At 67.5% G+C, this 20,057-nt stretch carries 27 protein-coding genes; 18 read left to right on the top strand and 9 right to left on the bottom strand.

All coding sequences use genetic code 11. The features are described from left to right. The first annotated feature begins 34 nt into the window (after window positions 1–34). From ACP7BH_RS14320 to ACP7BH_RS14300, 5 genes are all read left to right on the top strand, one after another. Window positions 35–1,003: an MJ0042-type zinc finger domain-containing protein gene (locus ACP7BH_RS14320; RefSeq protein ID WP_425986281.1), complete on the top strand. Its 969-nt coding sequence runs from the start codon at window positions 35–37 to the stop codon at window positions 1,001–1,003. Then, window positions 996–1,529, top strand: a complete 534-nt coding sequence (locus tag ACP7BH_RS14315) for a phosphoribosyltransferase (RefSeq protein ID WP_425986279.1) — start codon at window positions 996–998, stop codon at window positions 1,527–1,529. The genes ACP7BH_RS14320 and ACP7BH_RS14315 overlap by 8 nt, the downstream gene beginning before the upstream one ends. A 175-nt stretch (window positions 1,530–1,704) precedes the next feature. Beyond that, the gene (rplU, locus tag ACP7BH_RS14310) at window positions 1,705–2,271 is read left to right on the top strand and encodes a 50S ribosomal protein L21 (RefSeq protein ID WP_425986277.1); all 567 of its coding nucleotides are present in this window, start codon (window positions 1,705–1,707) and stop codon (window positions 2,269–2,271) included. Between the two features lie 96 nt (window positions 2,272–2,367). Then, on the top strand, window positions 2,368–2,655 hold the full coding sequence (gene rpmA, locus ACP7BH_RS14305; RefSeq protein ID WP_159848772.1) for a 50S ribosomal protein L27: 288 nt from the start codon (window positions 2,368–2,370) through the stop codon (window positions 2,653–2,655). A gap of 168 nt (window positions 2,656–2,823) precedes the next feature. Then, window positions 2,824–3,357 carry a GNAT family N-acetyltransferase gene (locus tag ACP7BH_RS14300; protein ID WP_425986275.1) on the top strand — a complete coding sequence of 178 codons (534 nt, stop codon included), beginning with the start codon at window positions 2,824–2,826 and terminating at the stop codon, window positions 3,355–3,357. A 14-nt stretch (window positions 3,358–3,371) separates the two neighbouring features. Here the strand turns inward: ACP7BH_RS14300 and ACP7BH_RS14295 are convergent, their stop codons facing one another. Both ACP7BH_RS14295 and ACP7BH_RS14290 read right to left on the bottom strand, forming a co-directional pair. Beyond that, window positions 3,372–3,569, bottom strand: a complete 198-nt coding sequence (locus ACP7BH_RS14295) for a hypothetical protein (RefSeq protein ID WP_135193876.1) — start codon at window positions 3,567–3,569, stop codon at window positions 3,372–3,374. Between the two features lie 112 nt (window positions 3,570–3,681). Beyond that, on the bottom strand, window positions 3,682–4,197 hold the full coding sequence (locus ACP7BH_RS14290; protein ID WP_425986273.1) for a hypothetical protein: 516 nt from the start codon (window positions 4,195–4,197) through the stop codon (window positions 3,682–3,684). A 174-nt stretch (window positions 4,198–4,371) separates the two neighbouring features. Between ACP7BH_RS14290 and ACP7BH_RS14285 the strand changes: the two genes are divergently transcribed. Both ACP7BH_RS14285 and ACP7BH_RS14280 read left to right on the top strand, forming a co-directional pair. Beyond that, the gene (locus ACP7BH_RS14285; RefSeq protein WP_425986270.1) at window positions 4,372–5,574 is read left to right on the top strand and encodes a threonine ammonia-lyase; all 1,203 of its coding nucleotides are present in this window, start codon (window positions 4,372–4,374) and stop codon (window positions 5,572–5,574) included. Beyond that, window positions 5,555–6,070 (top strand): FKBP-type peptidyl-prolyl cis-trans isomerase, encoded by a 516-nt coding sequence (locus tag ACP7BH_RS14280; RefSeq protein ID WP_425986267.1) that lies wholly within the window; start codon window positions 5,555–5,557, stop codon window positions 6,068–6,070. Before ACP7BH_RS14285 ends, ACP7BH_RS14280 begins: the two co-directional genes overlap by 20 nt. A gap of 347 nt (window positions 6,071–6,417) precedes the next feature. Here ACP7BH_RS14280 and queG read toward each other — a convergent pair whose 3' ends face one another. The 6 genes from queG to ACP7BH_RS14250 form a co-directional block, all read right to left on the bottom strand. After that, complete coding sequence (queG, locus tag ACP7BH_RS14275; RefSeq protein WP_425986265.1) at window positions 6,418–7,536, bottom strand: tRNA epoxyqueuosine(34) reductase QueG; 1,119 nt, start codon at window positions 7,534–7,536, stop codon at window positions 6,418–6,420. A 147-nt stretch (window positions 7,537–7,683) separates the two neighbouring features. Further along, window positions 7,684–7,941 (bottom strand): DUF6953 family protein, encoded by a 258-nt coding sequence (locus tag ACP7BH_RS14270; RefSeq protein ID WP_425986263.1) that lies wholly within the window; start codon window positions 7,939–7,941, stop codon window positions 7,684–7,686. After that, a complete protein-coding gene (locus tag ACP7BH_RS14265; RefSeq protein WP_425986261.1) occupies window positions 7,938–8,150 on the bottom strand; it encodes a DUF2158 domain-containing protein in 213 nt (70 codons plus the stop codon). Before ACP7BH_RS14265 ends, ACP7BH_RS14270 begins: the two co-directional genes overlap by 4 nt. 34 nt (window positions 8,151–8,184) lie before the next feature. Further along, complete coding sequence (locus ACP7BH_RS14260) at window positions 8,185–8,895, bottom strand: toll/interleukin-1 receptor domain-containing protein (RefSeq protein ID WP_425986259.1); 711 nt, start codon at window positions 8,893–8,895, stop codon at window positions 8,185–8,187. Between the two features lie 103 nt (window positions 8,896–8,998). Continuing rightward, a complete protein-coding gene (locus ACP7BH_RS14255) occupies window positions 8,999–9,685 on the bottom strand; it encodes a glutathione S-transferase family protein (protein WP_425986257.1) in 687 nt (228 codons plus the stop codon). A gap of 61 nt (window positions 9,686–9,746) precedes the next feature. After that, the gene (locus ACP7BH_RS14250) at window positions 9,747–10,748 is read right to left on the bottom strand and encodes a cation diffusion facilitator family transporter (protein ID WP_425986255.1); all 1,002 of its coding nucleotides are present in this window, start codon (window positions 10,746–10,748) and stop codon (window positions 9,747–9,749) included. Between the two features lie 129 nt (window positions 10,749–10,877). On the opposite strand from ACP7BH_RS14250, the gene ACP7BH_RS14245 reads away from it, so the two are divergent. From ACP7BH_RS14245 to accD, 10 genes are all read left to right on the top strand, one after another. Next, window positions 10,878–11,678: an undecaprenyl-diphosphate phosphatase gene (locus ACP7BH_RS14245; protein WP_425986252.1), complete on the top strand. Its 801-nt coding sequence runs from the start codon at window positions 10,878–10,880 to the stop codon at window positions 11,676–11,678. A 38-nt stretch (window positions 11,679–11,716) separates the two neighbouring features. Further along, window positions 11,717–12,640, top strand: a complete 924-nt coding sequence (locus tag ACP7BH_RS14240; protein ID WP_425986250.1) for a class I SAM-dependent methyltransferase — start codon at window positions 11,717–11,719, stop codon at window positions 12,638–12,640. A 38-nt stretch (window positions 12,641–12,678) separates the two neighbouring features. Next, entirely contained in the window at window positions 12,679–13,383 is a 705-nt protein-coding gene (locus ACP7BH_RS14235) for a pseudouridine synthase (RefSeq protein ID WP_425987079.1), read from the top strand. A 19-nt stretch (window positions 13,384–13,402) separates the two neighbouring features. Further along, entirely contained in the window at window positions 13,403–13,666 is a 264-nt protein-coding gene (locus ACP7BH_RS14230) for a type II toxin-antitoxin system Phd/YefM family antitoxin (RefSeq protein WP_159848814.1), read from the top strand. After that, entirely contained in the window at window positions 13,663–14,076 is a 414-nt protein-coding gene (locus ACP7BH_RS14225; protein WP_425986248.1) for a type II toxin-antitoxin system VapC family toxin, read from the top strand. Before ACP7BH_RS14230 ends, ACP7BH_RS14225 begins: the two co-directional genes overlap by 4 nt. Continuing rightward, window positions 14,076–14,714 carry a phosphoribosylanthranilate isomerase gene (locus ACP7BH_RS14220; protein ID WP_425987078.1) on the top strand — a complete coding sequence of 213 codons (639 nt, stop codon included), beginning with the start codon at window positions 14,076–14,078 and terminating at the stop codon, window positions 14,712–14,714. The genes ACP7BH_RS14225 and ACP7BH_RS14220 overlap by 1 nt, the downstream gene beginning before the upstream one ends. A 62-nt stretch (window positions 14,715–14,776) precedes the next feature. Next, window positions 14,777–15,994 carry a tryptophan synthase subunit beta gene (trpB, locus tag ACP7BH_RS14215; protein ID WP_425987077.1) on the top strand — a complete coding sequence of 406 codons (1,218 nt, stop codon included), beginning with the start codon at window positions 14,777–14,779 and terminating at the stop codon, window positions 15,992–15,994. Beyond that, window positions 15,991–16,461, top strand: a complete 471-nt coding sequence (locus ACP7BH_RS14210; RefSeq protein WP_425986247.1) for a hypothetical protein — start codon at window positions 15,991–15,993, stop codon at window positions 16,459–16,461. The genes trpB and ACP7BH_RS14210 overlap by 4 nt, the downstream gene beginning before the upstream one ends. Further along, window positions 16,458–17,300, top strand: coding sequence for a tryptophan synthase subunit alpha (trpA, locus tag ACP7BH_RS14205; RefSeq protein ID WP_425986245.1), 843 nt, complete (start codon window positions 16,458–16,460; stop codon window positions 17,298–17,300). The genes ACP7BH_RS14210 and trpA overlap by 4 nt, the downstream gene beginning before the upstream one ends. Window positions 17,301–17,310: 10 nt before the next feature. Then, the gene (gene accD, locus ACP7BH_RS14200; RefSeq protein ID WP_425986243.1) at window positions 17,311–18,201 is read left to right on the top strand and encodes an acetyl-CoA carboxylase, carboxyltransferase subunit beta; all 891 of its coding nucleotides are present in this window, start codon (window positions 17,311–17,313) and stop codon (window positions 18,199–18,201) included. Here the strand turns inward: accD and ACP7BH_RS14195 are convergent. Beyond that, the gene (locus ACP7BH_RS14195) at window positions 18,156–18,599 is read right to left on the bottom strand and encodes a DoxX family protein (protein WP_425986241.1); all 444 of its coding nucleotides are present in this window, start codon (window positions 18,597–18,599) and stop codon (window positions 18,156–18,158) included. The genes accD and ACP7BH_RS14195 overlap by 46 nt on opposite strands. Window positions 18,600–18,635: 36 nt before the next feature. Between ACP7BH_RS14195 and ACP7BH_RS14190 the strand changes: the two genes are divergently transcribed. Next, window positions 18,636–19,922, top strand: coding sequence for a bifunctional folylpolyglutamate synthase/dihydrofolate synthase (locus ACP7BH_RS14190; RefSeq protein WP_425986239.1), 1,287 nt, complete (start codon window positions 18,636–18,638; stop codon window positions 19,920–19,922). Window positions 19,923–20,057: the final 135 nt, after the last annotated feature.

Raw genomic sequence — 20,057 nt, 5'->3', positions numbered from 1 at the left:
TACGGGAGGGGGCGACAGCCTCGCAGTCAGCCACATGATACTGACCTGCCCCGCCTGCGCCACCAGCTATTTCATTCCCGATGACGCGGTCGGTACGAACGGCCGCAAGGTGCGGTGCCAGTCTTGCGGCGAAGTGTGGCGCGCGACCCCCGACGAACCGCTGGAACTGACCCTGACGCCCGAGCCGGTTGCCGCAGCCCCCACCCAAAAAACCACGCCGGAGCCGGACCCCGCGCCGACCGCCGCCAGCCTGGCCGAGACCCCAGCTCCGGAACTGCCCCGCGCCTTCCGCGCCCGCGCCGACCGCCAGAAGAAGCTGCGTCGCGCCGCCGCCCACGGCGTCGTCTGGGCCGGTCTGGCCAGCGTCTTCATCGGCCTGATCGTGGCGGCCTTCCTGTTCCGGGTCGAGATCGTCCAGGCCTTCCCCAAGGCGGCCTCGGCCTACAAATTCTTCGGTGCGACGGTGAACCCGGTCGGGCTGGACTTCGAGGCCCTGACCGCCAAGGCCGCGCCCGGCCATCCCGGCATGGTCGTGGTGTCCGGCGCCATTCGCAACGTGCGCGACGTCGAGATCGTGTCGCCGCCCGTCCGCGTCGCCCTGGTGGACGCCAACGGCGCCGAGGTGGGCTTCAAGATCGTGCAGATCGACGCCGCACCCGTCCTGCCGGGCAAGGTCCAGGGATTCGCCGCACTGATCCCCGATCCAGGCGGACACGGCGCCGGTATCGGCGTCGACTTCGCTCCGGTGAGCCCAACTTCCGCCCCCGCCCATGCCAAGCCGACCGCCGGGCACGATGATGACAAGAAGGCTGCGGCGCACGAGGCCGAACCGACGTCCAACCACGCCCCCGCCGCAGCACAGCCGGCGACGGCCCAAGGGCTGCGCTCGGCCACGGCGCCCGGCGCCGAGGCCCCAAATACGGCCGCGCCGATCGAGGCGCGACCCGTGGGCGCGGTGGACAAGGGGCATGGTGAGGCGGTATCGGCCTCGCATCATGGCTGATCCCTCCCCGACGCCGACCGTTCTCCTGCCCGAGGCCGAGGTGGCGCGCATCGTCGCCGACCTGGCCCAGCGTATCGCACCCGTGACCGACGACGACACCGTCGCCGCCGTGCTGCTGACCGGCGGCCTGTGGTTCGCCGCCGACCTGACCCGCGCCCTGTCGCGCGTCGGGCGCAACGTCCGCTTCGACGCCCTGTGGCTGGCCTCCTACGGCGACGAACAGACCAGCCGGGGCCGCATCGACGTATACGCCCCGTTCCAGCGCCCGATCGCCGGGCGTCGCGTCCTGATCCTGGACGACGTGTTCGACACCGGCCTGTCGCTGGCCGAGGCGGTCCGCATCGCCAGGGAAGCCGGCGCATCCGAGGTCCTGACCTGCGTCTTCGCCAGAAAGCCCTGGCCCGCGCCGCGTGCGCCCGAGCCGGACTTCGTCGGCTGGGAGGCGCCGAACCGCTTCCTGGTCGGCTACGGCCTGGACCACGCCGGCGCCCTGCGCGGCCTGCCCGACATCTGCGCCCTGGATTGAGTCTGGGACTGAGGCCGTATGGGCCATAACGGCGGGGGATAATCCGTCCGGGGCTGAATTTCCGCCGGGTTCGGCGTTGACTCTCGGACACCCTTCCGTATATGTCGCCGCTCTTCGCCGCCGGGGGTGTCCTTGGGCGGCGTATCTTTTTTTGCGTTTGCGCTGAGGCTTCAACATGTACGCGGTGATCAAGACCGGCGGCAAGCAGTACCGGGTCCAACCGGGCGACACCATTGTCGTCGAAAAGCTCGACGGCGACGCCGGCTCGGAGCTGAAGTTCGACAGCGTCCTGATGCTGGGCGGCGACAACGGTGTGACCCTGGGCGCTCCCCTGATCGACGGCGCCTTCGTCGGCGCGACCCTGGTCGAGACCCGCAAGGGTGAGAAGATCAAGATCTTCAAGAAGACCCGTCGCCAGGGCTATCGCCGCACCAACGGCCACCGCCAGATGGAATCGGTCCTGCGCATCACCGGCATCGACGGCGCCGGCGAGACCGCCAAGTGGGACGGCAAGGTCGATCTGACGACCAAGGCCGAGATCAACCTGCGGGCCCGCAACCTGGCCGCCCGTGACGCCACCTCTTCGCTGGGTTCGACCGAGACGGTCGTGACCGACGTGGACGGCGCCGAGATCAAGGGCGTCGTGGTCGAGAGCTCGGCTCCCGCCCAAGACTCTGGCAAGAAGGCCCCGGCCAAGAAGAAGGCCGCGCCCAAGGCTGAAGCCGCCGGCGACGAAGCCTAAGACATTCACCGGCGCCTCACAGCGCCAGACCTAGTTACGGACGCGCTCAAGTAGGCCGAAAGGCCGGTAGCGCCCCAAGAAAGACGGAGCGGCAAGATGGCTCACAAGAAATCCGGTGGTTCGTCGCGTAACGGTCGCGACTCCGAGTCGAAGCGCCTTGGCGTGAAGAAGTATGGCGGCGAGCGCGTGCTGGCCGGCAACATCATCGTGCGCCAACGCGGCACCACCTTCCACCCGGGTGAGAACATCGGCATGGGCCGCGACCACACCCTGTTCGCCCTGACGCACGGCGCGGTGAAATTCACCAAGAAAGCCGGTGGCCGTTGTTACGTGTCGATCCTCGCGGCCAATGACGACGCCCAAGTGGCGATGGCCGCCGAGTAACGCGATCTGGACCTTCCCGGATCGGCGTTGCTTCTGAAAGCAGCCGGTCCGGACCAGGGATTATATTCCGCGGGGAGTCTGGATCACCAGGCTCCCCGTTTGCGTTTCCCCGCCTCGAAGACCGTCCGAGCCCTTCAAGGAGACGGTTGAAGATCCGAGGCAACGCCCATGTGCGTCATCGAAACCTCTCCCATCGTCGAGACCCGGCGTCTGGTCCTGCGCGCGCCCGCGCCCCAGGACGCCCCGCGCATCGCGGCCCTGGCCAACGACCTGGACATCGCGCGCATGACCAAGCGGATGCCGCATCCGTTCCGGATGCGTGACGCCGACGACTTCGTGCTGCAGGTGGCGTCCCAGGATCCCCGGCGGGCCAACACCTTCGTCATTGATCATGATGACATGGGGCCGATCGGCGTCATCGGCCTGTTCGAGGGCGAGGATCGCGTGCCCGAGACGGGCTACTGGATCGGTCGGGAGTACTGGGGTCGGGGCTTTGCCACCGAGGCGCTGGACGCCGCCCTGGTCTGGGCCAGCCGCAAGTGGAAGCGCCGGGCGCTGGTCGCCGGGCATTTCGCCGACAATCCGGCGTCGGGTCGCGTGCTGGAGAAGGCGGGCTTTCTCTACACCGGCGAGACGCGCCGAGCCTGGAGCAAGGCGCGTCGTGCCGAGGCGGACACCCGCATGATGGTCTGGCTGGCCTGAAAGCCAGCCGGGCGTCAGCCGCCGGCCAAGGTCGGTCCATAGACGGCGGCGGCGGTGATCAGGCCGACCACCAGCATGGCGCCCGCGCCGGCGATGAAGGTGGCGATGGTCTTGGACCGTCGCCGACGCATGCCGCCCGCCTTATATTTGCGGATGATGACCGATGGCCCTCGTGTAAAGGCCTCGGACCCTACGATATTGTGTTGGGACAAGAAAACGCTCCCCGAACTCTCACAGAAGAAGCGATCAGTCCGGGGCGCTCGTGGTCAGAAGATGGCGATCCGCGTTACCGGGGTCGCATCTTCGTGAGAACAGGCGTGGGGGTCACAGGGTGACGGCGACCACCCGGCCGCCGCGCGTCTGGACGTGGCGCATCAGCACCAGCGGCGCATCGCCCGCCGTCACCGGCACGATCAGGAACCAGCCGCCGTCCGGCAGGCCGTCGAAGCGGACGCGGCCGTTCTCGCAGCGGGTGTCGCGCACATAGGTTCGGTAGTCGGCGTTGGCGTCCGGCACGGTGCGGGCGCGGACCACGGCGGCGGGGACGGCCGCGCGCTCGGTGGAGCCATACAGGGTGCGGAAGCGGGCGCGGGTGTAGGGGGTGTCCGGCGTCAGGCCGGCCGAGCCGACGCAGGCGAAGGTCTTGCCATCCTGGGCGAACGCGATCTGGCCTTCGATGCTGTTGCGGCCGGGCATCTGGGACCAGCCGAAGTCGCCTTCGTCGAAGGCCGCAGGCCCGGCATAGGGCAGGCCGCCTCCGGTCGTGGGGGCGCAGGCCGACAGGGCGGCGGCGGCCAGGGCGAGGGCGAGGCCTGGGGCGGCGAAGAGGCGGATCGACATGGGCTTTCCTCCGGGGAATTTCGCGGTCGGGGGGACGACGCGCCCACTATCGCAGACCCGGCCTCCCACTTCCACGGTCAAGACGCCCGCCTCTGGACCCGGACCCGACAACGCGCGAAACAGGCCCGAACAACGCGCCCATTCGTCGAGGCGCGACAGCTCGGAAACGCCCGCATGACCGTCACCTTCGCCGACATCCAAGCCGCCCGCGCCCGGATCGCAGGCCAGGTCGACCACACCCCGACCCGCTATTCCAGGAAGCTGTCGCAGCTGACCGGGGCCGAGGTCTGGGTCAAGTTCGACAACCTGCAATTCACCGGCAGCTTCAAGGAACGCGGCGCGCTGAACCGGCTGCTGATGCTTAGCCCCGAGGAGCGCAAGCGCGGGGTGGTGGCGGCCAGCGCCGGCAACCACGCCCAGGCCCTGGCCTACCACGGCGGACGGCTGGGGGTGCCGGTGACCATCGTCATGCCGGAGGGCACGCCCTTCGCCAAGATCAACGGCACCCGCTCGCACGGGGCGACGGTGGTGATCGAGGGGCTGGATTTCACTGGCTCGACCGAGGCGGCCCAGCGGCTGGAAGCCGAGAAGGGCTATGTCTTCGTCTCGGCCTTCGACGACGCGGGCATCGTGGCGGGCCAGGGGGTCTGCGCCATCGAGTTCCTGGAGGACGCGCCCGACATCGAGGCCCTGATCATCCCCATCGGCGGCGGCGGCCTGATCGCCGGCTGCGCCATTGCGGCCAAGGCGATGAAGCCGGACATCAAGGTGTTCGGGGTCGAGGCGGCGCGCTATCCGTCCTTCACCGCACGACGGGCGGGCAAGCCCCCGGTCTGCACCGGCCAGACCATCGCCGAGGGCATCGCCATCAAGGCCGTGGGCGAGATCCCCTTTGCTTTGGCCGACCCGCTGGTGGACGAGGTCTTCGTCTGCGAGGAGGCCGACTTCGAACGGGCGGTGGCCCACTACGTCACCTATGAGAAGACGGTGTCCGAGGGCGCGGGCGCGGGCGGTCTGGCGGCCCTGCTGGCCTATCCCGAGCGGTTCAAGGGGATGAAGGTCGGGCTGGAGCTGTGCGGCGGCAACATCGATGCGCGGATGCTGGCGGTGGTGCTGAACCGCGAGATGGTCCGTGAACGGAGGTTGCTGGTTTACCGCATCCTGGGCGACGACCGGCCGGGCATGTTGTCGGCCATGGCGGCGGTGATCGGCGGCCTGGGCGGCAATATCATCGACGTGGTCCACAACCGTCTGGCGCTGGACGTGCCGGCCAAGGGCGCGGAGTTCGACATCATGGTCGAAACGCGCGATAGCGCCCACGCCGACGAGATCGGCGAGGCCTTGAAGGAACGCGGCTATGAACTTCGGATGGGGTAAGGCGGCATTGTTGAGCGCGGTGCTGCTGGCGGGCTGCGGCCAGGCCGAGCCGGTCGATCCGAACGCGGGCAAGGCCGAGGCGGTCGCCTTCATGACCGAGAACGCCAAGGCCGAGGGCGTCGTGACCCTGCCCAGCGGCCTGCAATACAAGGTGGTGCAGGCGGGTCCGGCGAGCGGCGTCAGCCCGGACCGCAACGACCTGGTCAAGGTCGATTACGAGGGCAAGCTGGTCGACAACAGCGTGTTCGACAGCTCGTTCGCGCGCGGGGCGCCGGCGGTGTTTACGCCGGAAGAGGTGGTCAAGGGCTGGACCGAGGCGTTGCAGAAGATGCGCGTCGGCGACGAATGGCTGCTCCATGTGCCGCCCGAGCTGGGCTATGGCGAGCGGAGCAGCCCCAAGATCCCGGCGAATTCGGTGCTGATCTTCCGGCTGAAACTGCTGGACGTGGCCAAGGTGCCTGGCGGCGGATCGGGCGTAGGCACGGCGATGGGGTGATCCCAGCGATCCGTCTCCTCCCCACTTCGTGGGGAGGAGACGGATCGCCTTCGCGTCGTGACGGAGGGGCTGTCGCCCATCGCAGACGCCTGTGGGGCGTCCAGAGCCCCTCCACCGCTACGCGGTCCCCCTCCCCGCGAAGCGGGGAGGAGACGAAAAAGTGCACTGCGAATTTTTTGAGTGCACTTTCGTGCAGATTTTTGCGAGCGGTTTGCAGTGTTGGCGCTTGGCGAATGTCAAAGACCAGGCGGGCAGTATAGCCCAGCGCGCGACGGCGATAAGGTAGCGGTCGCTGGTGCCGATCAGGGCGTTGAAATCGCTGCGGTTCGTCTTGGCGACTGCGCTGGCTAGGCCGTTTCGAGCCTTCGCCATTCCGTCAGGACCTGGGGGTCGGTCTCGGTCGTCGCGGCGGACAAGGCCGCGAACTCGCCGGGCGGCGTCAGCCGCGACAGGGCCCAGACGGCCGCGCCGCGCACCAGGGGCGAGGGGTCGGTCAGCAGGGCCTGGGTCGGGGCGATCAGGGTCGCGTCGCCCGAGTTGCCCACCGCGTAGAGGACGTTCCTGAGAAACCGGTCACGGCCGATGCGCTTGACCGGGCTTTTGGTGAACAGGACGCGGAAGGCGGCGTCGTCCAGCGCCAGCAGGTCGTGCAGGCGCGGGCTTTCGAAGGCCTCACGGGGCAGCAGGCGAATCTCGCGGGCTTCCTGGGCGAACTTGTTCCACGGACAGACCGCCAGACAATCGTCGCAGCCATAGATGCGCGATCCGGTCAGGGTGCGGAACTCGACCGGCCAGGGATCGGCGAACTCGATGGTCAGGTAGGACAGGCAACGCCGCGCGTCGAGCTGGAACGGGGCGGGGAAGGCGTTCGTGGGGCAGGCGTCCAGACAGGCGGTGCAGCGGCCGCAATGTTCGGTCTCGCTTTCGTCCGGTTCGATCTCTGCGGCGGTCAGGATCGTGCCCAGGAACAGCCAGTTGCCGTGGGTGCGGCTGAGCAGATTGGTGTGTTTGCCCTGCCAGCCCAGTCCGGCGCGCTGGGCCAGGGGTTTTTCCATCAGGGGGGCGGTGTCGACGAAGACCTTGATGTCAGCGCCGTTGCGGGCCGCGATCTGGCCCGCCAGCTGTTTCAGCCGGCCCTTGATCACCTCGTGATAGTCGTCGCCGCGCGCATAGACCGAGATATAGGCGGCCGAACGGTCGGCCAGCTGGTCCAGCGGGTTCTCGTCGGGGCCGTAGTTCATGCCCAGGACGATGGCGGTTTTCGCCTCGTCCCACATGGCGGTGGGGTGCTGGCGGCGATCCAGCGTCGTCTCCATCCATTCCATGTCGCCATGCCGGCCCTCATCCACGAAATGACGCAGCCGCTCACCCGCCGGCCAGGCGTCGGCCGCCGAGGCGAAACGGCAGACATCGAAGCCGAGCTCGGCCGCGCGCTGGCGGATGAAGGTTTTCAGGCGGTCGGACACGGGCGGGGGATAGCACGGGGGCGCTGAAGCGTCTTGAGGCGAGCGATTTTGACGAAGAGGACGAGGACCTTGTTCGACCATATCGGACATTAACAGCGTCCAGATTCAGGCGCTGACTGTCGCGATTTGACGCGGCAAAGCCGCCGTTTATTGCTGCCTTCCCGGCTGGTCCGTCGAGAGCCGGTCGCGCCAGAACTTCTCGCCGCGTTCATAAACCGAGTCGGGTGTCAGCCTGTTGAAGATGGCGAGCACACCCTTGCCGACACACACGTTGCCGTTGGCATCATAGTAGGCAAGGGCTTCATCGTGGAGATGGAGCAAGTATGAGGCCGCAGCTTCCTGATACAGGAAGCGCTCTGCATCGTAGCGGTCCAGCATCCACTGGGCAGCTTCGTCGGGCGTCATTTCTTTTCGGGTGCCACGAAAACCTGGAGGAGATGTTCGGCGTAATTGCCGTTAGCAGGAGTAGCGCCCTTAAACCATTCACACCGATAAGTGGTGCGTTCTTCAAAATCGTATTTGCTACTCGCCTCACCGGGGACGGCGTCGATTGTCATCGCTGGCCCGCCTGACTTCAGTTGGACGACGTCGCCCCTGTTGAACATGTTGACCATAAAGCCCCTCTTCGTTTGGTTTTTGTATCGTCAGTTATACGGCGACAAGATCAGCTAGCTTCGTGGCGACTTCGCTCATCGATCCGTCTTCAGTGTTAAGGCCGTTTCGCGAAGCCAGCATGGGGCTTTCGTTGTTCAACTCGTCGAAAGATGCACCGTGGATGATAGGTACGATTGCGCCCCGATGGAGAAGTACGGAGAGTTCTTTGTCAGCGACACCCTCACTCTTGATGCGTCTGAGAAAACTTGGCGTCACCAAAACGATGCCAACGCGGGACTTCGCTAGTCCCTTGTCGATCTCGCGCATGAACGGCGTTCCGAGCGGGATGTCCTTCTGGCTAAACCAGACCCTCACGCCGCGAGCCTCAAGCAGATCGTGCAACTCCTGAGCGGCTCCGTTTCTGTCGTCCCACGCGTGGCAGAGGAATACGTCGCGAAGGTCAGGAACGGTCGCTCGCTGTTCGACGTGCGCTCGTGCGGGTTCGAGCTCAAGCACCTCGGCAGGTGTGTACCAAACGGCTGAGCTAGCTCGCGCCCAGCGGGGTTTAGAGGTCTTGCTAGCCCCGCCGGTGCTTCGCCCGCCGCCTCCGCCTGACGACGAGGCGGCTGGAGGCGAGTAAGACGGCGATGAATATGACGGCGAATACCCCCAGCTAGAGCCGCGACCATACCGGCTGCTACAGGCGGGACAGCTTGCTGCGCCACCCCCAGTATGCCCTCTTATTGGTGCGGTGCATCTAGCCATCGTGTCCTCCCTAGGGTTGAATCACGATATAGTGTCGCTTGTATAGTTTCCAAGCGTTAACGCTTTTTGATTCTTTCAATCAATGCGGCAGCCAACTGCAGCTTCAGAAATCCAGATCCGCATACCAGGCCGACGGCGGCACGCCGACGAAGCGGTCGGCGAGCAGGGGGCGGAAGCAGGGGCGGGATTTCAGCTTGGAGTACCAGGTCTTCAGACCGGGCCAGTTCTTCCATTGGATCTCGCCGAAATAGTCGAGCACCGACAGGTGGGCGGCGGCGATCAGGTCGGCCTGGCTGAGGCGGCGGCCGGCCAGCCAGTCGCGGGCGGCGACCAGGTCCTCCAGCATGGCGAGATGGGCTTTCAGGGCGTCGCGGCCCTCGCGCAGGGCGCGGGCCTCGGGCGGGCCCAGTTTGAGCAGGGGTTTCTCCATCCGCTCGTGCAGCAGGACGGCGTCGACCTCGTCCATGAAGCGACGCTCGAACCAGCCGGTCAGGCGCCGCGCCTCGGCCCGTTCGGCGGCGTCGGCGGGCAGCAGCAGGGGCGCCTTCTGCTGATCCTCGATCCAGCCCAGGACGGCGGGCAGTTCGCACAGGACCAGGGGGCGGCCGCGATCCATCGTCTGGATCACCGGCGGCAGGCCCGACGGATTGAAGTCGTTGACCGGGCAGTCGGCCTCCCACGGACGGACCGGGGTGTCGGCCCATTCGATCCGCGCCTCGCCCAGGGCCAGGCGCGCGGCGCGCGAGGCGGGCTGGAAGGCGAAGTGGAAGAGAACGCAAGGGTCGGCCATCAGGGGTTGATGCGCCCCGACCCGTTAATGCGCGTTTACTGCATTGAAATTGGACGCAAGGTCAGGACCAGGGGCCCTTTGGCGCAGGGCCGGTCGGCGCCTTGACGGCCTCGGTTTGCGCAGGCGCGGGCGTCGCGACGGCGGGAACGTCCGTCTGCGGACGGGTGTGTCCGCGCGGGTCGGCGTGGATCAGGATGTCGGCCGTGGGGAAGAGGGCCAGCACCCGATTCTCGGCCGCGACGACGATGGCGTGGGCGGCGTCCAGGGTCTGGTGGGCGTCCAGGTCGACGTGCATCTGGATCATCATCACCTGGCCGGCCATGCGGGTGCGCAGCTGATGCACGCCGAACACCTGAGGATCGGCCAGGACGGCCTGGATGATGGCGACACGGTCGGCCTCGGGCACGGCGCGGTCCAGCAGGTGGTCGGCGGCGGCCTTCAACATGCCGGTCGCGCCCCAGAACAGCCAGACGGCGACGACGATGCCGGCCGCCGCGTCCAGACCCGGCGCGCCCAGGAAGGCGCCCGAGATCACTCCGATCAGCACCACCACATTAGCGGCCAGGTCGGCGGCGTAATGGGCGCGGTCGCCGGCGACGGCCAGCGAACCGGTCTTCTTCAACGCCCGGGTCTGCATCCAAACCAGCCAGGCGGTGATGGCGATGGCGACGACGATGATTCCGGTCGCCCAGAAGCCGGCGGTGACGGGGCGGGGATCGAAGATGCGCTGCACCCCCTCCCAGGCGATGAACAGGGCCGAGGCGAAGACCAGCCCGGCCTGGACCAGGGCGGACAGGGCCTCGCCCTTGCCGTGACCATAGCGGTGGTTTTCATCGGCCGGGGCGGCGGCCCAGCGCACGGCGAAGAAGGTGGTCAGGGACGCCGCCAGATCCAGCACCGAATCCGCCAGGGTCGCCAGGATGGAGACCGAGCCGGAGGCGCCGAGCGCGAACGCCTTCATCGCGATCAGCACCACCGCGACCCCGACCGACAGGCGGGTGATGCGGCGCGCAGCCAGGTGGGCGTCTTCCAGAGGCGCAGGTGCGGGGGCGGGCGTCGTCATATGCGGCCTCTTCTCGCGCAATCATGGCGGAAAGCCAACCGCTCGCCGTCCCTCGCTTCTTTGGGGGCGGTTGGCTATGGGGAGATCGAACCGGGCGCGTCGTGATCCCGGACCTGTTTCGGGGTTTTCATGTCGGACTGGCTGGCGGCCATCATCCTGGGTCTGGTCGAGGGGCTGACAGAGTTCATTCCGGTCTCGTCCACGGGCCATATGCTGCTGCTGGGCCATTTCATGGGCTTCGAGAGTTCGGGCAAGACGTTCGAGATCGTGATCCAGCTGGGCGCCCTTCTGGCCATCATCAGCGTCTATTTCAAACGGCTGTGGGCGCTGACGACGCGCTGGCCGTTCGATCCCGAGGCGCGGCGGTTCCTGATCGGCCTGCTGGTCGCCTTCGCGCCCGCCGTCGTGATCGGCTTTTTGGCTTACGACTACATCAAGACGGTGCTGTTCGAGACGCCGCAGGTGGTGTGCGTGGCCCTGATCGTCGGGGGGGTGATCCTGCTGACGCTGGACCGGATGGACAAGCGCCCCAAATGGCTGGACGCCGAGGCCTATCCGATGCGGATCTATTTCCTGATCGGCCTGTTCCAGTGCCTGGCCATGATCCCCGGCGTGTCGCGGTCCGGCGCCACCATCGCCGGCGGCCTGCTGCTGAAGACAGACAAGCGGTCGGCGGCCGAGTTCAGCTTCTTCCTGGCCTTGCCCACCATGGGGGCGGCGGTGGCCTATGACCTGTTCAAGAACCACAAGACGCTGGACTTCAGCGACGTGGGCCTGATCGCCGTGGGCTTCGTCGTGGCCTTCCTCTCGGCCCTGGCGGTGGTGCGGTTCCTGCTGGATTTCGTGTCCCGGCGCGGCTTCGGAGTCTTCGCCTGGTGGCGGATCGTGGTCGGGGTCGTGGGGCTGGCGCTGCTGCAGGCGGGGTTCTGAGGCTGGTCCCCGACGCCGTCGGGCGCTAAGGGCGGGGCATGACCACGCTTCTCTATGGCCGCCCGCCTGTCGTCTTCGATCCGCCAAGCACTGGTGAGGGTGGGGCGACCCAGACCTCGCCCCTGATCCCGGATTCCGCTGCGCTGGAGGCGCAGGAGGCCGGTTCGGCCGATACGGTGATGATCTACGCCCCGCCTGGCGTGCTGGAGCGGCGCTATGTCCTGGCCCTGGCGCTGAGGGCGTTGAAGGTCGGCGGGCGTCTGGACGTCATGGCGCCCAAGGACAAGGGCGGCTCGCGCCTGGGCAAGGAGCTGAAGGCGTTCGGCGTCGAGGTGGCCGAGACGGCCAAGGCCCACCATCGCCGCTGCATCGTCTTCAAGCCCGAGACGGCCGAAGGGCTGGATGCGGCCATCGGCGCCGCCATCGCTGCGGGCGGGCCGCAGTTCGTGCCGGGGCTGGAAGCCTGGTCGCAGCCGGGGATTTTCGCCTGGGACCGGATCGATGCGGGCTCGGCGCTGCTGGCCGACCACCTGCCGCCGATGAAGGGCGAGGGGGTCGATCTGGGCTGCGGCTATGGCGCGCTGTCGATCGTGGCGCTGCGTTCATCGGCGGTGACCAAGCTGAAGCTGGTCGATCTGGATCGCCGCGCCATCCGCGCCGCACGCGAGAACGTTACGGACGAACGGGCCAAGGTCTGGTGGTCCGATGCCCGCACGCTGGAGGCCAAGGGCGACAAGGATTTCGTAGTCAGCAATCCGCCCTTCCACGACGGCGGGGCCGAGGACCGGCGGCTGGGTCAGGCCTTCATCAGGAAGGCGGCGGAGCTGTTGAAGAAGGGCGGCGTCGCCTGGGTCGTGGCCAACCGGCACCTGCCCTATGAAGCCGAGTTGAACGCGGCGTTCAAACGGGTGCGGCTGGTGGCGGAAGCGGGCGGATACAAGCTGTTCGAGGCGGTGAAGTGAAAACTCCGACGTCGAGGGTCGATCGCCTGCTGGGCTCGATGGGCTATGGCTCGCGGGCCGAGATGGCGCGGATGGCCAAGGCGGGCGGGATCGTGCTGGACGGGGCGGATCTGACGGACGTGTCCAAGCGGATTCCGGTGACGCGCGACCTGCCGACCCGGATGGAGATCGACGGCGAACCGCTGGATCCCGTGCAGGGGCTAGTGATCATGCTGAACAAGCCACTGGGCATGACCTGTTCCCACAAGGAAGAGGGGGCGCTGGTCTATGACATCCTGCCGGGGCGGTGGCGCGCGCGCGATCCGGCCATCTCGACCATCGGGCGGCTGGACAAACAGACGACGGGCCTGCTGCTGCTGACCGACGACGGCGACCTGCTGCACCGCGTGATTTCGCCCAAGCGCCATGTGACCAAGGTCTATCGCGCCGGACTGGCGCGGCCGTTGGTCGGGACGGAAGGCGAACTGTTCGCCGCCGGGGAGCTGGTGCTGGAGGGCGAGGACAAGCCGCTGGCGCCGGCGGTGCTGGAGGTGGTGTCCCCGACCGAGGCCCTGCTGACGGTGACCGAAGGGCGTTATCATCAGGTGCGGCGCATGTTCGCCGCCGCCGGAAATCATGTCGAGACCCTGCACCGCGAACGAATGGGCGGGCTGGCCCTGCCGGCCGATCTAGCGCCGGGGCAGTGGCGGCTGCTGGCGCCGGAGGAGATCGCGTCGATCTTCGTGGAATCGACCGGGGCCTGATTGGACATGTCGGGGTCAGATGGCTATCTTGATGGCCATGTCCAGCTACTCCGTCGCCGAAGCCAAGAACAACCTGCCCAAGCTGCTGGATCGCATGCTGGCGGGCGAGGCCGTGACCATCACACGGCGCGGTGTGCCCGTGGCGCGACTGGAGCCGGCGCAGGAGGTTGAGCCGACGTCAGGGCCGATGGATATGGACTGGTTGAAACGGGTGCGGATCAAGTCTGAAGCGTCGATGGATTCGGTGACGCTTTTGCGCCGGATGCGGGACGAAGAGATTTGACCGTCTATCTGGACACCAGCGTCCTGATGTCCCTGTTTCAGACCGATAAGCACACCGAGCGGGCGTCTGTCTGGATCGCGAGCGTCGAGGCCTTCGTCATGAGCAGTTGGACCCTGACGGAGTTCTCGTCGGCCTTGGCGGTGAGGACGCGTATGCGCAACTTGCTCGACAGGGATCGGCGCGAGTTCGAACTGCAACTGGACCAATGGTTGAGGGGCAGAGTCGTCCTTTCTGTGGTTGACGGTGATATGGTGGAAGCGCGGCGTATGGTGAAGAACGACGTCAGACTGCGCGCGCCCGATGCGCTTCATCTCGCGCTGGCGGCGAGGCATGGCTGCAGCCTGGCGACACTGGACGAGGACATGGCCAAGGTCGCGACCGACATTGGCCTGACAGTGATCGTACCATGATGATCAAGATCAAAATCTGTGGGCTGACAACGCCGGATACCTTGGATGCCGCGCTGGACGGCGGGGCGGATTTCGTGGGGGCGGTGGTGTTTCCGAAAAGCCCCCGGCATCTGGCGCCCGAGGCGGCGGCGCGTCTGTTCGAACGGGCGCGCGGGCGGGCGAAGATCGTGGCGGTGACGGTCGATCCGGACGATGGCTTGCTGGACGAGATCGCGCGGGTGCTGCGGCCCGACTTCATCCAGTTGCATGGATCCGAGACGCCGGCGCGTGCGGAACGGGTGCGGGCGCTGACCGGGGCGGGGGTGATCAAGGCCCTGCCGATCCGGCATGGCGACGACTTCGCCGCCGCCGACGAATGGGATTATCACGCCGATCACCTGATGTTCGACGCCAAGCCGCCGGAGGGGTCGGTGTTGCCGGGCGGGGTTGGGCACAGTTTCGACTGGACTCTGTTGGCGGACCGGGCGTTTCGCCATGACTGGTTCCTGGCGGGGGGGCTGAACCCGGACAATGTGGCCGAGGCGCTGCGGATCACCGGGGCGCCCATGGTCGATGTGTCCTCTGGCGTGGAAAGCGCGCCGGGTGTTAAGGACGCCGACCGGATCGCGGCCTTCATCCAAAACGCGTGCCGGACGTAATTACGACGCCTCCCTGCGTGAAAGTTGGACTCGTGAACGCTCAAATCCCCATCCAAGCTCCGATCTCTGGCCAGCCGTTGTCCAACGCCTATGCCTGGCCGGACGCGCAGGGCCGGTTCGGTCCCTATGGCGGGCAGTTCGTCGCCGAGACCCTGATGCCGCTGATCCACGAGCTGGATGCGGCCTATAAGGCGGCCAAGGCCGATCCGAGCTTCCAGGCCGAGCTGGACGGCTTCCTGACCCACTATGTCGGGCGCGAGAGCCCGCTGTATTTCGCCGAGCGGCTGACCGAGCATTTCGGCGGGGCGCGGATCTGGCTGAAGCGCGAGGACCTGAACCATACGGGCGCGCACAAGATCAACAACTGCATGGGCCAGATCCTGCTGGCCCGTCGCATGGGCAAGACCCGGATCATCGCCGAGACCGGCGCGGGTCAGCACGGCGTGGCGTCGGCGACCGTGTCGGCGCGGTTCGGCCTGCCCTGCACCGTCTATATGGGCGCGGTGGACGTGGAGCGGCAGCAGCCGAACGTGTTCCGCATGCGTCTGCTGGGGTCCGAAGTCTTCTCGGTCACGGCCGGGGCTGCGACCCTGAAGGACGCGATGAACGAGGCGATGCGCGACTGGGTCACCAATGTGTCGGACACCTATTACATCATCGGCACGGCGGCGGGTCCGCACCCCTATCCGGCCATGGTGCGCGACTTCCAGTCGGTGATCGGCAAGGAGATCAAGGCCCAGTCGATGGCCCGGATGGGCAAGCTGCCCGAGGCTGTCGTGGCCTGTATCGGCGGCGGATCGAACGCCATCGGCGCCTTCCACCCCTTCATCGACGACGCGGCCGTGCGCCTGATCGGGGTCGAGGCGGCGGGGCATGGGCTGGATACACCGGACCACGCGGCCTCGCTGAAGGGCGGCCGGTCGGGCGTGTTGCACGGCAACCGGACCTATCTGTTGCAGGACGAGGACGGCAATATCGTCGAGGGGCATTCGATCTCGGCCGGGCTGGACTATCCGGGTATCGGGCCGGAGCACGCCTGGCTGCACGACATCGGCCGGGCGGAATATCGTTCGGCGACCGACAATGAGGCGCTGGAGGCGTTCCAGCTGTGTTCGAAGCTGGAAGGCATCATCCCGGCGCTGGAACCGGCCCACGCCCTTGCGCGGACCGGCGAAGTGGCGCGCGAAGTCGGCAAGGGCGGCGATATCGTCCTGCTGATGTCGGGACGCGGGGACAAGGACATCTTCCAGGTCGCCAAACATCTGGGAGTGGAACTGTGATCCGTAGCCTGCTGGCGGCGACCGCCGTCCTGAGCCTCGCGACCGCCGCTCAGGCCCAGACGCCGGCGCCCGCGCCGGCTGCACAGCAGGGCGGCCCGGCCGATGTCGGCCTGCTGAGCGGCGCGGAGCTGTCTGCCGATTGCGGCGGGCTGAACAATCTGGCGGGCCGGGCCTATTGCGTGACGGCGCAGCTCGGCGAGATCGGCGCCCTGGCCGACGCCTATATCGCCGATCTGGAGACCAAGGGCTGGCTGGCGGCGGGCGGTGACGAGAACCGCGTGGTCCTGATCAAGCGCCGCGAGGCCGGCGGCTGCGACGGCATGCAGATGGTCGCCTTCTACGACACGACCAAGACCGCCGTCGCCGAACTGCCCGCCTATCTGGGCTTCGCCACCATTCCCGGCGACGTGTGCGCGGCTGCTGCTGCGACCCCGCCTGCCGCTCCCGCCGGATCGCCGCCGCAATGACCACCGCTCGTATCGACGCCCGTTTCGCTGCGCTGAAGGCCGAGGGCCGTGCGGCTTTTATTCCCTACGTGATGGGGGGCGATCCGTCGCGCGAGGAGGCGTTGGCGATCCTCAACGGCCTGCCCGGCGCCGGGGCCGACATCATCGAACTGGGCTTTCCGTTCAGCGATCCGATGGCCGAGGGGCCGCCGATCCAGCGGGCGGCGATCCGGGGCATGGCGGCCGGGTTCGGTCTGCGCTCGACCATGGATCTGGCCAAGGAATTCCGCAAAGGCGACGACGCGACGCCGATCGTGCTGATGGGCTATCTGAACCCGATCGAGAGCCTGGGCTATGACGCCTTCGCCGCCTATGCGGCCGACTGCGGCATCGACGGGCTGATCGTTGTGGATTGCCCGCCGGAAGAGGCCGGGCCGCTGATTGAGGCGCTGGACAAGGTTTCGATCTCGCTGATCCGACTGGCGACGCCGACCTCGGACGACGCGCGGTTGAAGATCGTGGTCCGGGGGACGTCGGGCTTCGTCTATTATGTGGCGGTCGCGGGCGTGACGGGCGTCAAGGAGGCGAACGCCGACGTCGTGGCGCCGGCGGTGGAGCGGGTGCGCAAGGCCTCGGGCCTTCCGGTCGCGGTCGGCTTCGGGGTCAAGACGCCCGAAAAGGCCGCCGAGATCGCGCGCGTGGCCGATGCGGTCGTCGTCGGTTCGGCCCTGGTGGACGAGGTCGCCGCCGCGCTGGAGGCCGGCGAACCGGTCGCCCCGCGTGTTCTGGCCCGGGTGAAGGCGCTGGGCGACGCGGTTCGATCGGTCGTCAGTAGTGCTTCCGTGGCGGAAACCGTTTAAGAGCCCGCCCATGATCGACAAGAGCAAACCTCAGGAAAAGCGCGGCGGCTGGCTGAGCCGTTTCGCCCCCGGCGTCCGCAAGATCGTGTCGCGCCGCGACACCCCCGACAATCTCTGGGTCAAGGATCCGGATAGCGGCGAGATGCTGTATCGCTCGGATCTGGAGGCGTCCCTGTGGGTGACGCCGTCAGGCCGTCACATGCGGATCGACGCGCCGACGCGTTTGAAGGCCACCTTCGACGGCGGTCAGTATGAGGCGATCGATACGCCGGACGTCCCGGAAGACCCGCTGAAATTCTCGGACGGCAAGTCCTACAAGGATCGCCTGAGCGCGGCGCGCAAGGCGGCGGGCCGCAAGGACACCATGGCCATCGGCTATGGCGTCGTCGGCGGTCAGGACGCGGTCGTGATTGTTCAGGACTTCACCTTCATGGGCGGGTCGCTGGGCATGGCGGCTGGCGAGGCCTTCATCAAGGCCGCGCGCGAGGCCGTGGCCCGTAAGGTTCCGATGGTCTGTTTCACCGCCGCCGGCGGGGCGCGGATGCAGGAAGGCGCCCTGTCGTTGATGCAGATGGCGCGCACGACCCTGGCCGTTCAGGAACTGAAGGACGCGAAGCTGCCCTATGCCGTGGTCCTGACGGACCCGACGACGGGGGGTGTGACCGCCTCCTACGCCATGCTGGGCGACGTGCATCTGGCGGAGCCGGGGGCCCTGATCGGCTTCGCCGGTCCGCGCGTGATCGAGGCCACCATCCGCGAGAAACTGCCGCCAGGCTTCCAGCGCGCCGAATATCTGCAGGAAAAGGGCATGGTGGACCGGGTCGTGACCCGCGCCGACCTGCCGCGCACCCTGGGTCAGATCCTCTCCATGCTGATGGGCGGGACGCGCGCCGCCGCCTGACGTGTCCTGAAGGGCCAGTCGATCGCGGTCGAGGCCCACAGGCACCACCAGATCATCACCGGCTGAAGCAGCAGTCTCGGGCCGTGATAGGCCCAGCCTAACCCTGCGCCCGTCGTCAGGCCGCTGACGGCGTGTTGGATGTTCGCAGGGAAGACGCAGACGCAATAGAGGGCCAACGCCCAGCCGGCGAATACACGCAGGCGCGGGATCATCAGCCCCGCCGCGCCCAGCAGCTCGGCTATACCCGTCAGCGCCACGACCAGGGCAGGGTCCGACACCCAGTGCGGCGTGATCCGCACGAAGGGGCCGGGAACCATCAGATGCAGCACGCCGGCGCCCAGGAAGACGGTCGCCAGGACGATGCGGGCCGCGGTTCTGATGTGCGGCCTGGAAGTCATGTCGCGGTTCTCGAAATCAGGGGGTAAAGGAGGCGGATGGATCCCGTCTCCGAACGTCTACGTGCGCGCCACCCCCAGCGGATCGACCTGTCGCTGGAAAGAATGCGCGTGCTGTGCGCCGCCTTGGGCGATCCGCAACACAAGTTGCCGCCGGTCATCCATGTGGCGGGCACCAACGGCAAGGGCTCGACCGTCGCCCTGATCCGCGCCATCGCCGAGGCGGCGGGCCTGAAGGTCCACGCCTATACCTCGCCCCATCTGGTGCGGTTCAACGAGCGGATTCGCCTGGCGGGAAAGCTGATCGAGGACGAGGCGCTGAACGCCATCCTGGACCGGATCGAAGCCGCGATGGCCGAAACCGGTAGCGAGTCGACGGTGTTCGAAAGCACCACCGCCGCCGCCTTCCTCGCCATGGCCGAGACGCCGGCCGACCTGGCTATCATCGAGGTCGGGCTGGGCGGGGTGCTGGACGCGACCAATGTGATCGAACGGCCGCTGCTCAGCGTGATCACCCCTGTCGATTACGACCATGCGGAGTTTCTGGGCACGGACCTGGCGGGGATCGCCTCGGAGAAGGCGGGGGTGCTGAAGGCGGGGGCGCCGGCCGTGATCGCGCGCCAGAAGGAAGAGGCGATGGCGGCCATCGAGAGGCGGGCGGCCGACGTCCATGCACGGCTGACGGTGCTGGGGGTGGATTTCGACGCCTGGGCCGAGCGGGGCGGCCTGGCGTTCCAGACGGCGGAGCTATTCATGGACCTGCCGGCGCCGGCGTTGGCGGGCGCGCACCAGATCGACAATGCGGCGTTAGCCATTGCGGCGGCGGTCGAGCTGGACCTGCCGGAAGCCGCGATCGCCGAAGGGCTGAAGGCCGTGCGCTGGCCCGCGCGGCTGCAACGGATTTCGGCCGGACCTTACGGCGAGGCGGCGCGGGCGGCCGAGGCCGAGCTTTGGCTGGACGGAGGCCACAATCCCCATGCCGCAAAGGCCCTGGCGGCGTTTCTGGCCGAGCGCCAGGCACGCGCGCCGCGTCCGCTGGCCCTGATCTGCGGCATGCTGTCGAACAAGGATGCGGGCGGGTTCTTCGCCGCCTTGAAGGACAGTCAGGCGACGGTGTTCACGGTCGGATTCGACGGGGCGGCGGCCGAGCCGGCGGCGCTGGCGGCCGTGGCGCGCGGTCATGGACTGGCGGCGACGCCTGTGGGATTGGTGGGCGAGGCGCTGGACCTGGCCCTGCGCCTGGGCGCAGGGCGGATCGCGATTTGCGGGTCGCTGTATCTGGCGGGAGAAGTGCTGGGCGCGAGCCGGGAGACCTGGCCGGAGTGATATCTCCCTCCCCTTCATGGGGAGGGGTGGCGGAGCGTAGCGCAGCCGGGGTGGGGCAGTCAGAACCTCGCTCACGCCCTCTCGGTCCCACCCTGATCGCTTCGCGATCGTCCCTCCCCATGAAGGGGAGGGAGA

It is taken from the genome of Brevundimonas sp. TWP2-1, from assembly GCF_049897645.1.
Lineage (GTDB): Bacteria > Pseudomonadota > Alphaproteobacteria > Caulobacterales > Caulobacteraceae > Brevundimonas.
This window is presented reverse-complemented; position numbering and strand designations above follow the sequence as displayed.

What these genes read in the sequence shown, in the direction of transcription:
- rplU (WP_425986277.1), top strand. Translation starts at nt 1,705, where the DNA reads ATGTACGCGGTGATCAAGACCGGCGGCAAGCAGTACCGGGTCCAACCG.
- ACP7BH_RS14235 (WP_425987079.1), top strand. Translation starts at nt 12,679, where the DNA reads ATGGGCTATGGCTCGCGGGCCGAGATGGCGCGGATGGCCAAGGCGGGC.
- ACP7BH_RS14290 (WP_425986273.1), bottom strand. Translation starts at nt 4,197, where the DNA reads ATGTCGATCCGCCTCTTCGCCGCCCCAGGCCTCGCCCTCGCCCTGGCC.
- ACP7BH_RS14280 (WP_425986267.1), top strand. Translation starts at nt 5,555, where the DNA reads ATGAACTTCGGATGGGGTAAGGCGGCATTGTTGAGCGCGGTGCTGCTG.
- ACP7BH_RS14240 (WP_425986250.1), top strand. Translation starts at nt 11,717, where the DNA reads ATGACCACGCTTCTCTATGGCCGCCCGCCTGTCGTCTTCGATCCGCCA.
- ACP7BH_RS14300 (WP_425986275.1), top strand. Translation starts at nt 2,824, where the DNA reads ATGTGCGTCATCGAAACCTCTCCCATCGTCGAGACCCGGCGTCTGGTC.
- ACP7BH_RS14190 (WP_425986239.1), top strand. Translation starts at nt 18,636, where the DNA reads ATGGATCCCGTCTCCGAACGTCTACGTGCGCGCCACCCCCAGCGGATC.
- ACP7BH_RS14220 (WP_425987078.1), top strand. Translation starts at nt 14,076, where the DNA reads ATGATCAAGATCAAAATCTGTGGGCTGACAACGCCGGATACCTTGGAT.
- ACP7BH_RS14245 (WP_425986252.1), top strand. Translation starts at nt 10,878, where the DNA reads ATGTCGGACTGGCTGGCGGCCATCATCCTGGGTCTGGTCGAGGGGCTG.
- ACP7BH_RS14265 (WP_425986261.1), bottom strand. Translation starts at nt 8,150, where the DNA reads ATGGTCAACATGTTCAACAGGGGCGACGTCGTCCAACTGAAGTCAGGC.
- trpA (WP_425986245.1), top strand. Translation starts at nt 16,458, where the DNA reads ATGACCACCGCTCGTATCGACGCCCGTTTCGCTGCGCTGAAGGCCGAG.
- ACP7BH_RS14195 (WP_425986241.1), bottom strand. Translation starts at nt 18,599, where the DNA reads ATGACTTCCAGGCCGCACATCAGAACCGCGGCCCGCATCGTCCTGGCG.
- ACP7BH_RS14315 (WP_425986279.1), top strand. Translation starts at nt 996, where the DNA reads ATGGCTGATCCCTCCCCGACGCCGACCGTTCTCCTGCCCGAGGCCGAG.
- ACP7BH_RS14285 (WP_425986270.1), top strand. Translation starts at nt 4,372, where the DNA reads ATGACCGTCACCTTCGCCGACATCCAAGCCGCCCGCGCCCGGATCGCA.
- ACP7BH_RS14270 (WP_425986263.1), bottom strand. Translation starts at nt 7,941, where the DNA reads ATGACGCCCGACGAAGCTGCCCAGTGGATGCTGGACCGCTACGATGCA.
- ACP7BH_RS14255 (WP_425986257.1), bottom strand. Translation starts at nt 9,685, where the DNA reads ATGGCCGACCCTTGCGTTCTCTTCCACTTCGCCTTCCAGCCCGCCTCG.
- rpmA (WP_159848772.1), top strand. Translation starts at nt 2,368, where the DNA reads ATGGCTCACAAGAAATCCGGTGGTTCGTCGCGTAACGGTCGCGACTCC.
- ACP7BH_RS14230 (WP_159848814.1), top strand. Translation starts at nt 13,403, where the DNA reads ATGGCTATCTTGATGGCCATGTCCAGCTACTCCGTCGCCGAAGCCAAG.
- ACP7BH_RS14320 (WP_425986281.1), top strand. Translation starts at nt 35, where the DNA reads ATGATACTGACCTGCCCCGCCTGCGCCACCAGCTATTTCATTCCCGAT.
- ACP7BH_RS14250 (WP_425986255.1), bottom strand. Translation starts at nt 10,748, where the DNA reads ATGACGACGCCCGCCCCCGCACCTGCGCCTCTGGAAGACGCCCACCTG.
- accD (WP_425986243.1), top strand. Translation starts at nt 17,311, where the DNA reads ATGATCGACAAGAGCAAACCTCAGGAAAAGCGCGGCGGCTGGCTGAGC.
- ACP7BH_RS14260 (WP_425986259.1), bottom strand. Translation starts at nt 8,895, where the DNA reads ATGGCTAGATGCACCGCACCAATAAGAGGGCATACTGGGGGTGGCGCA.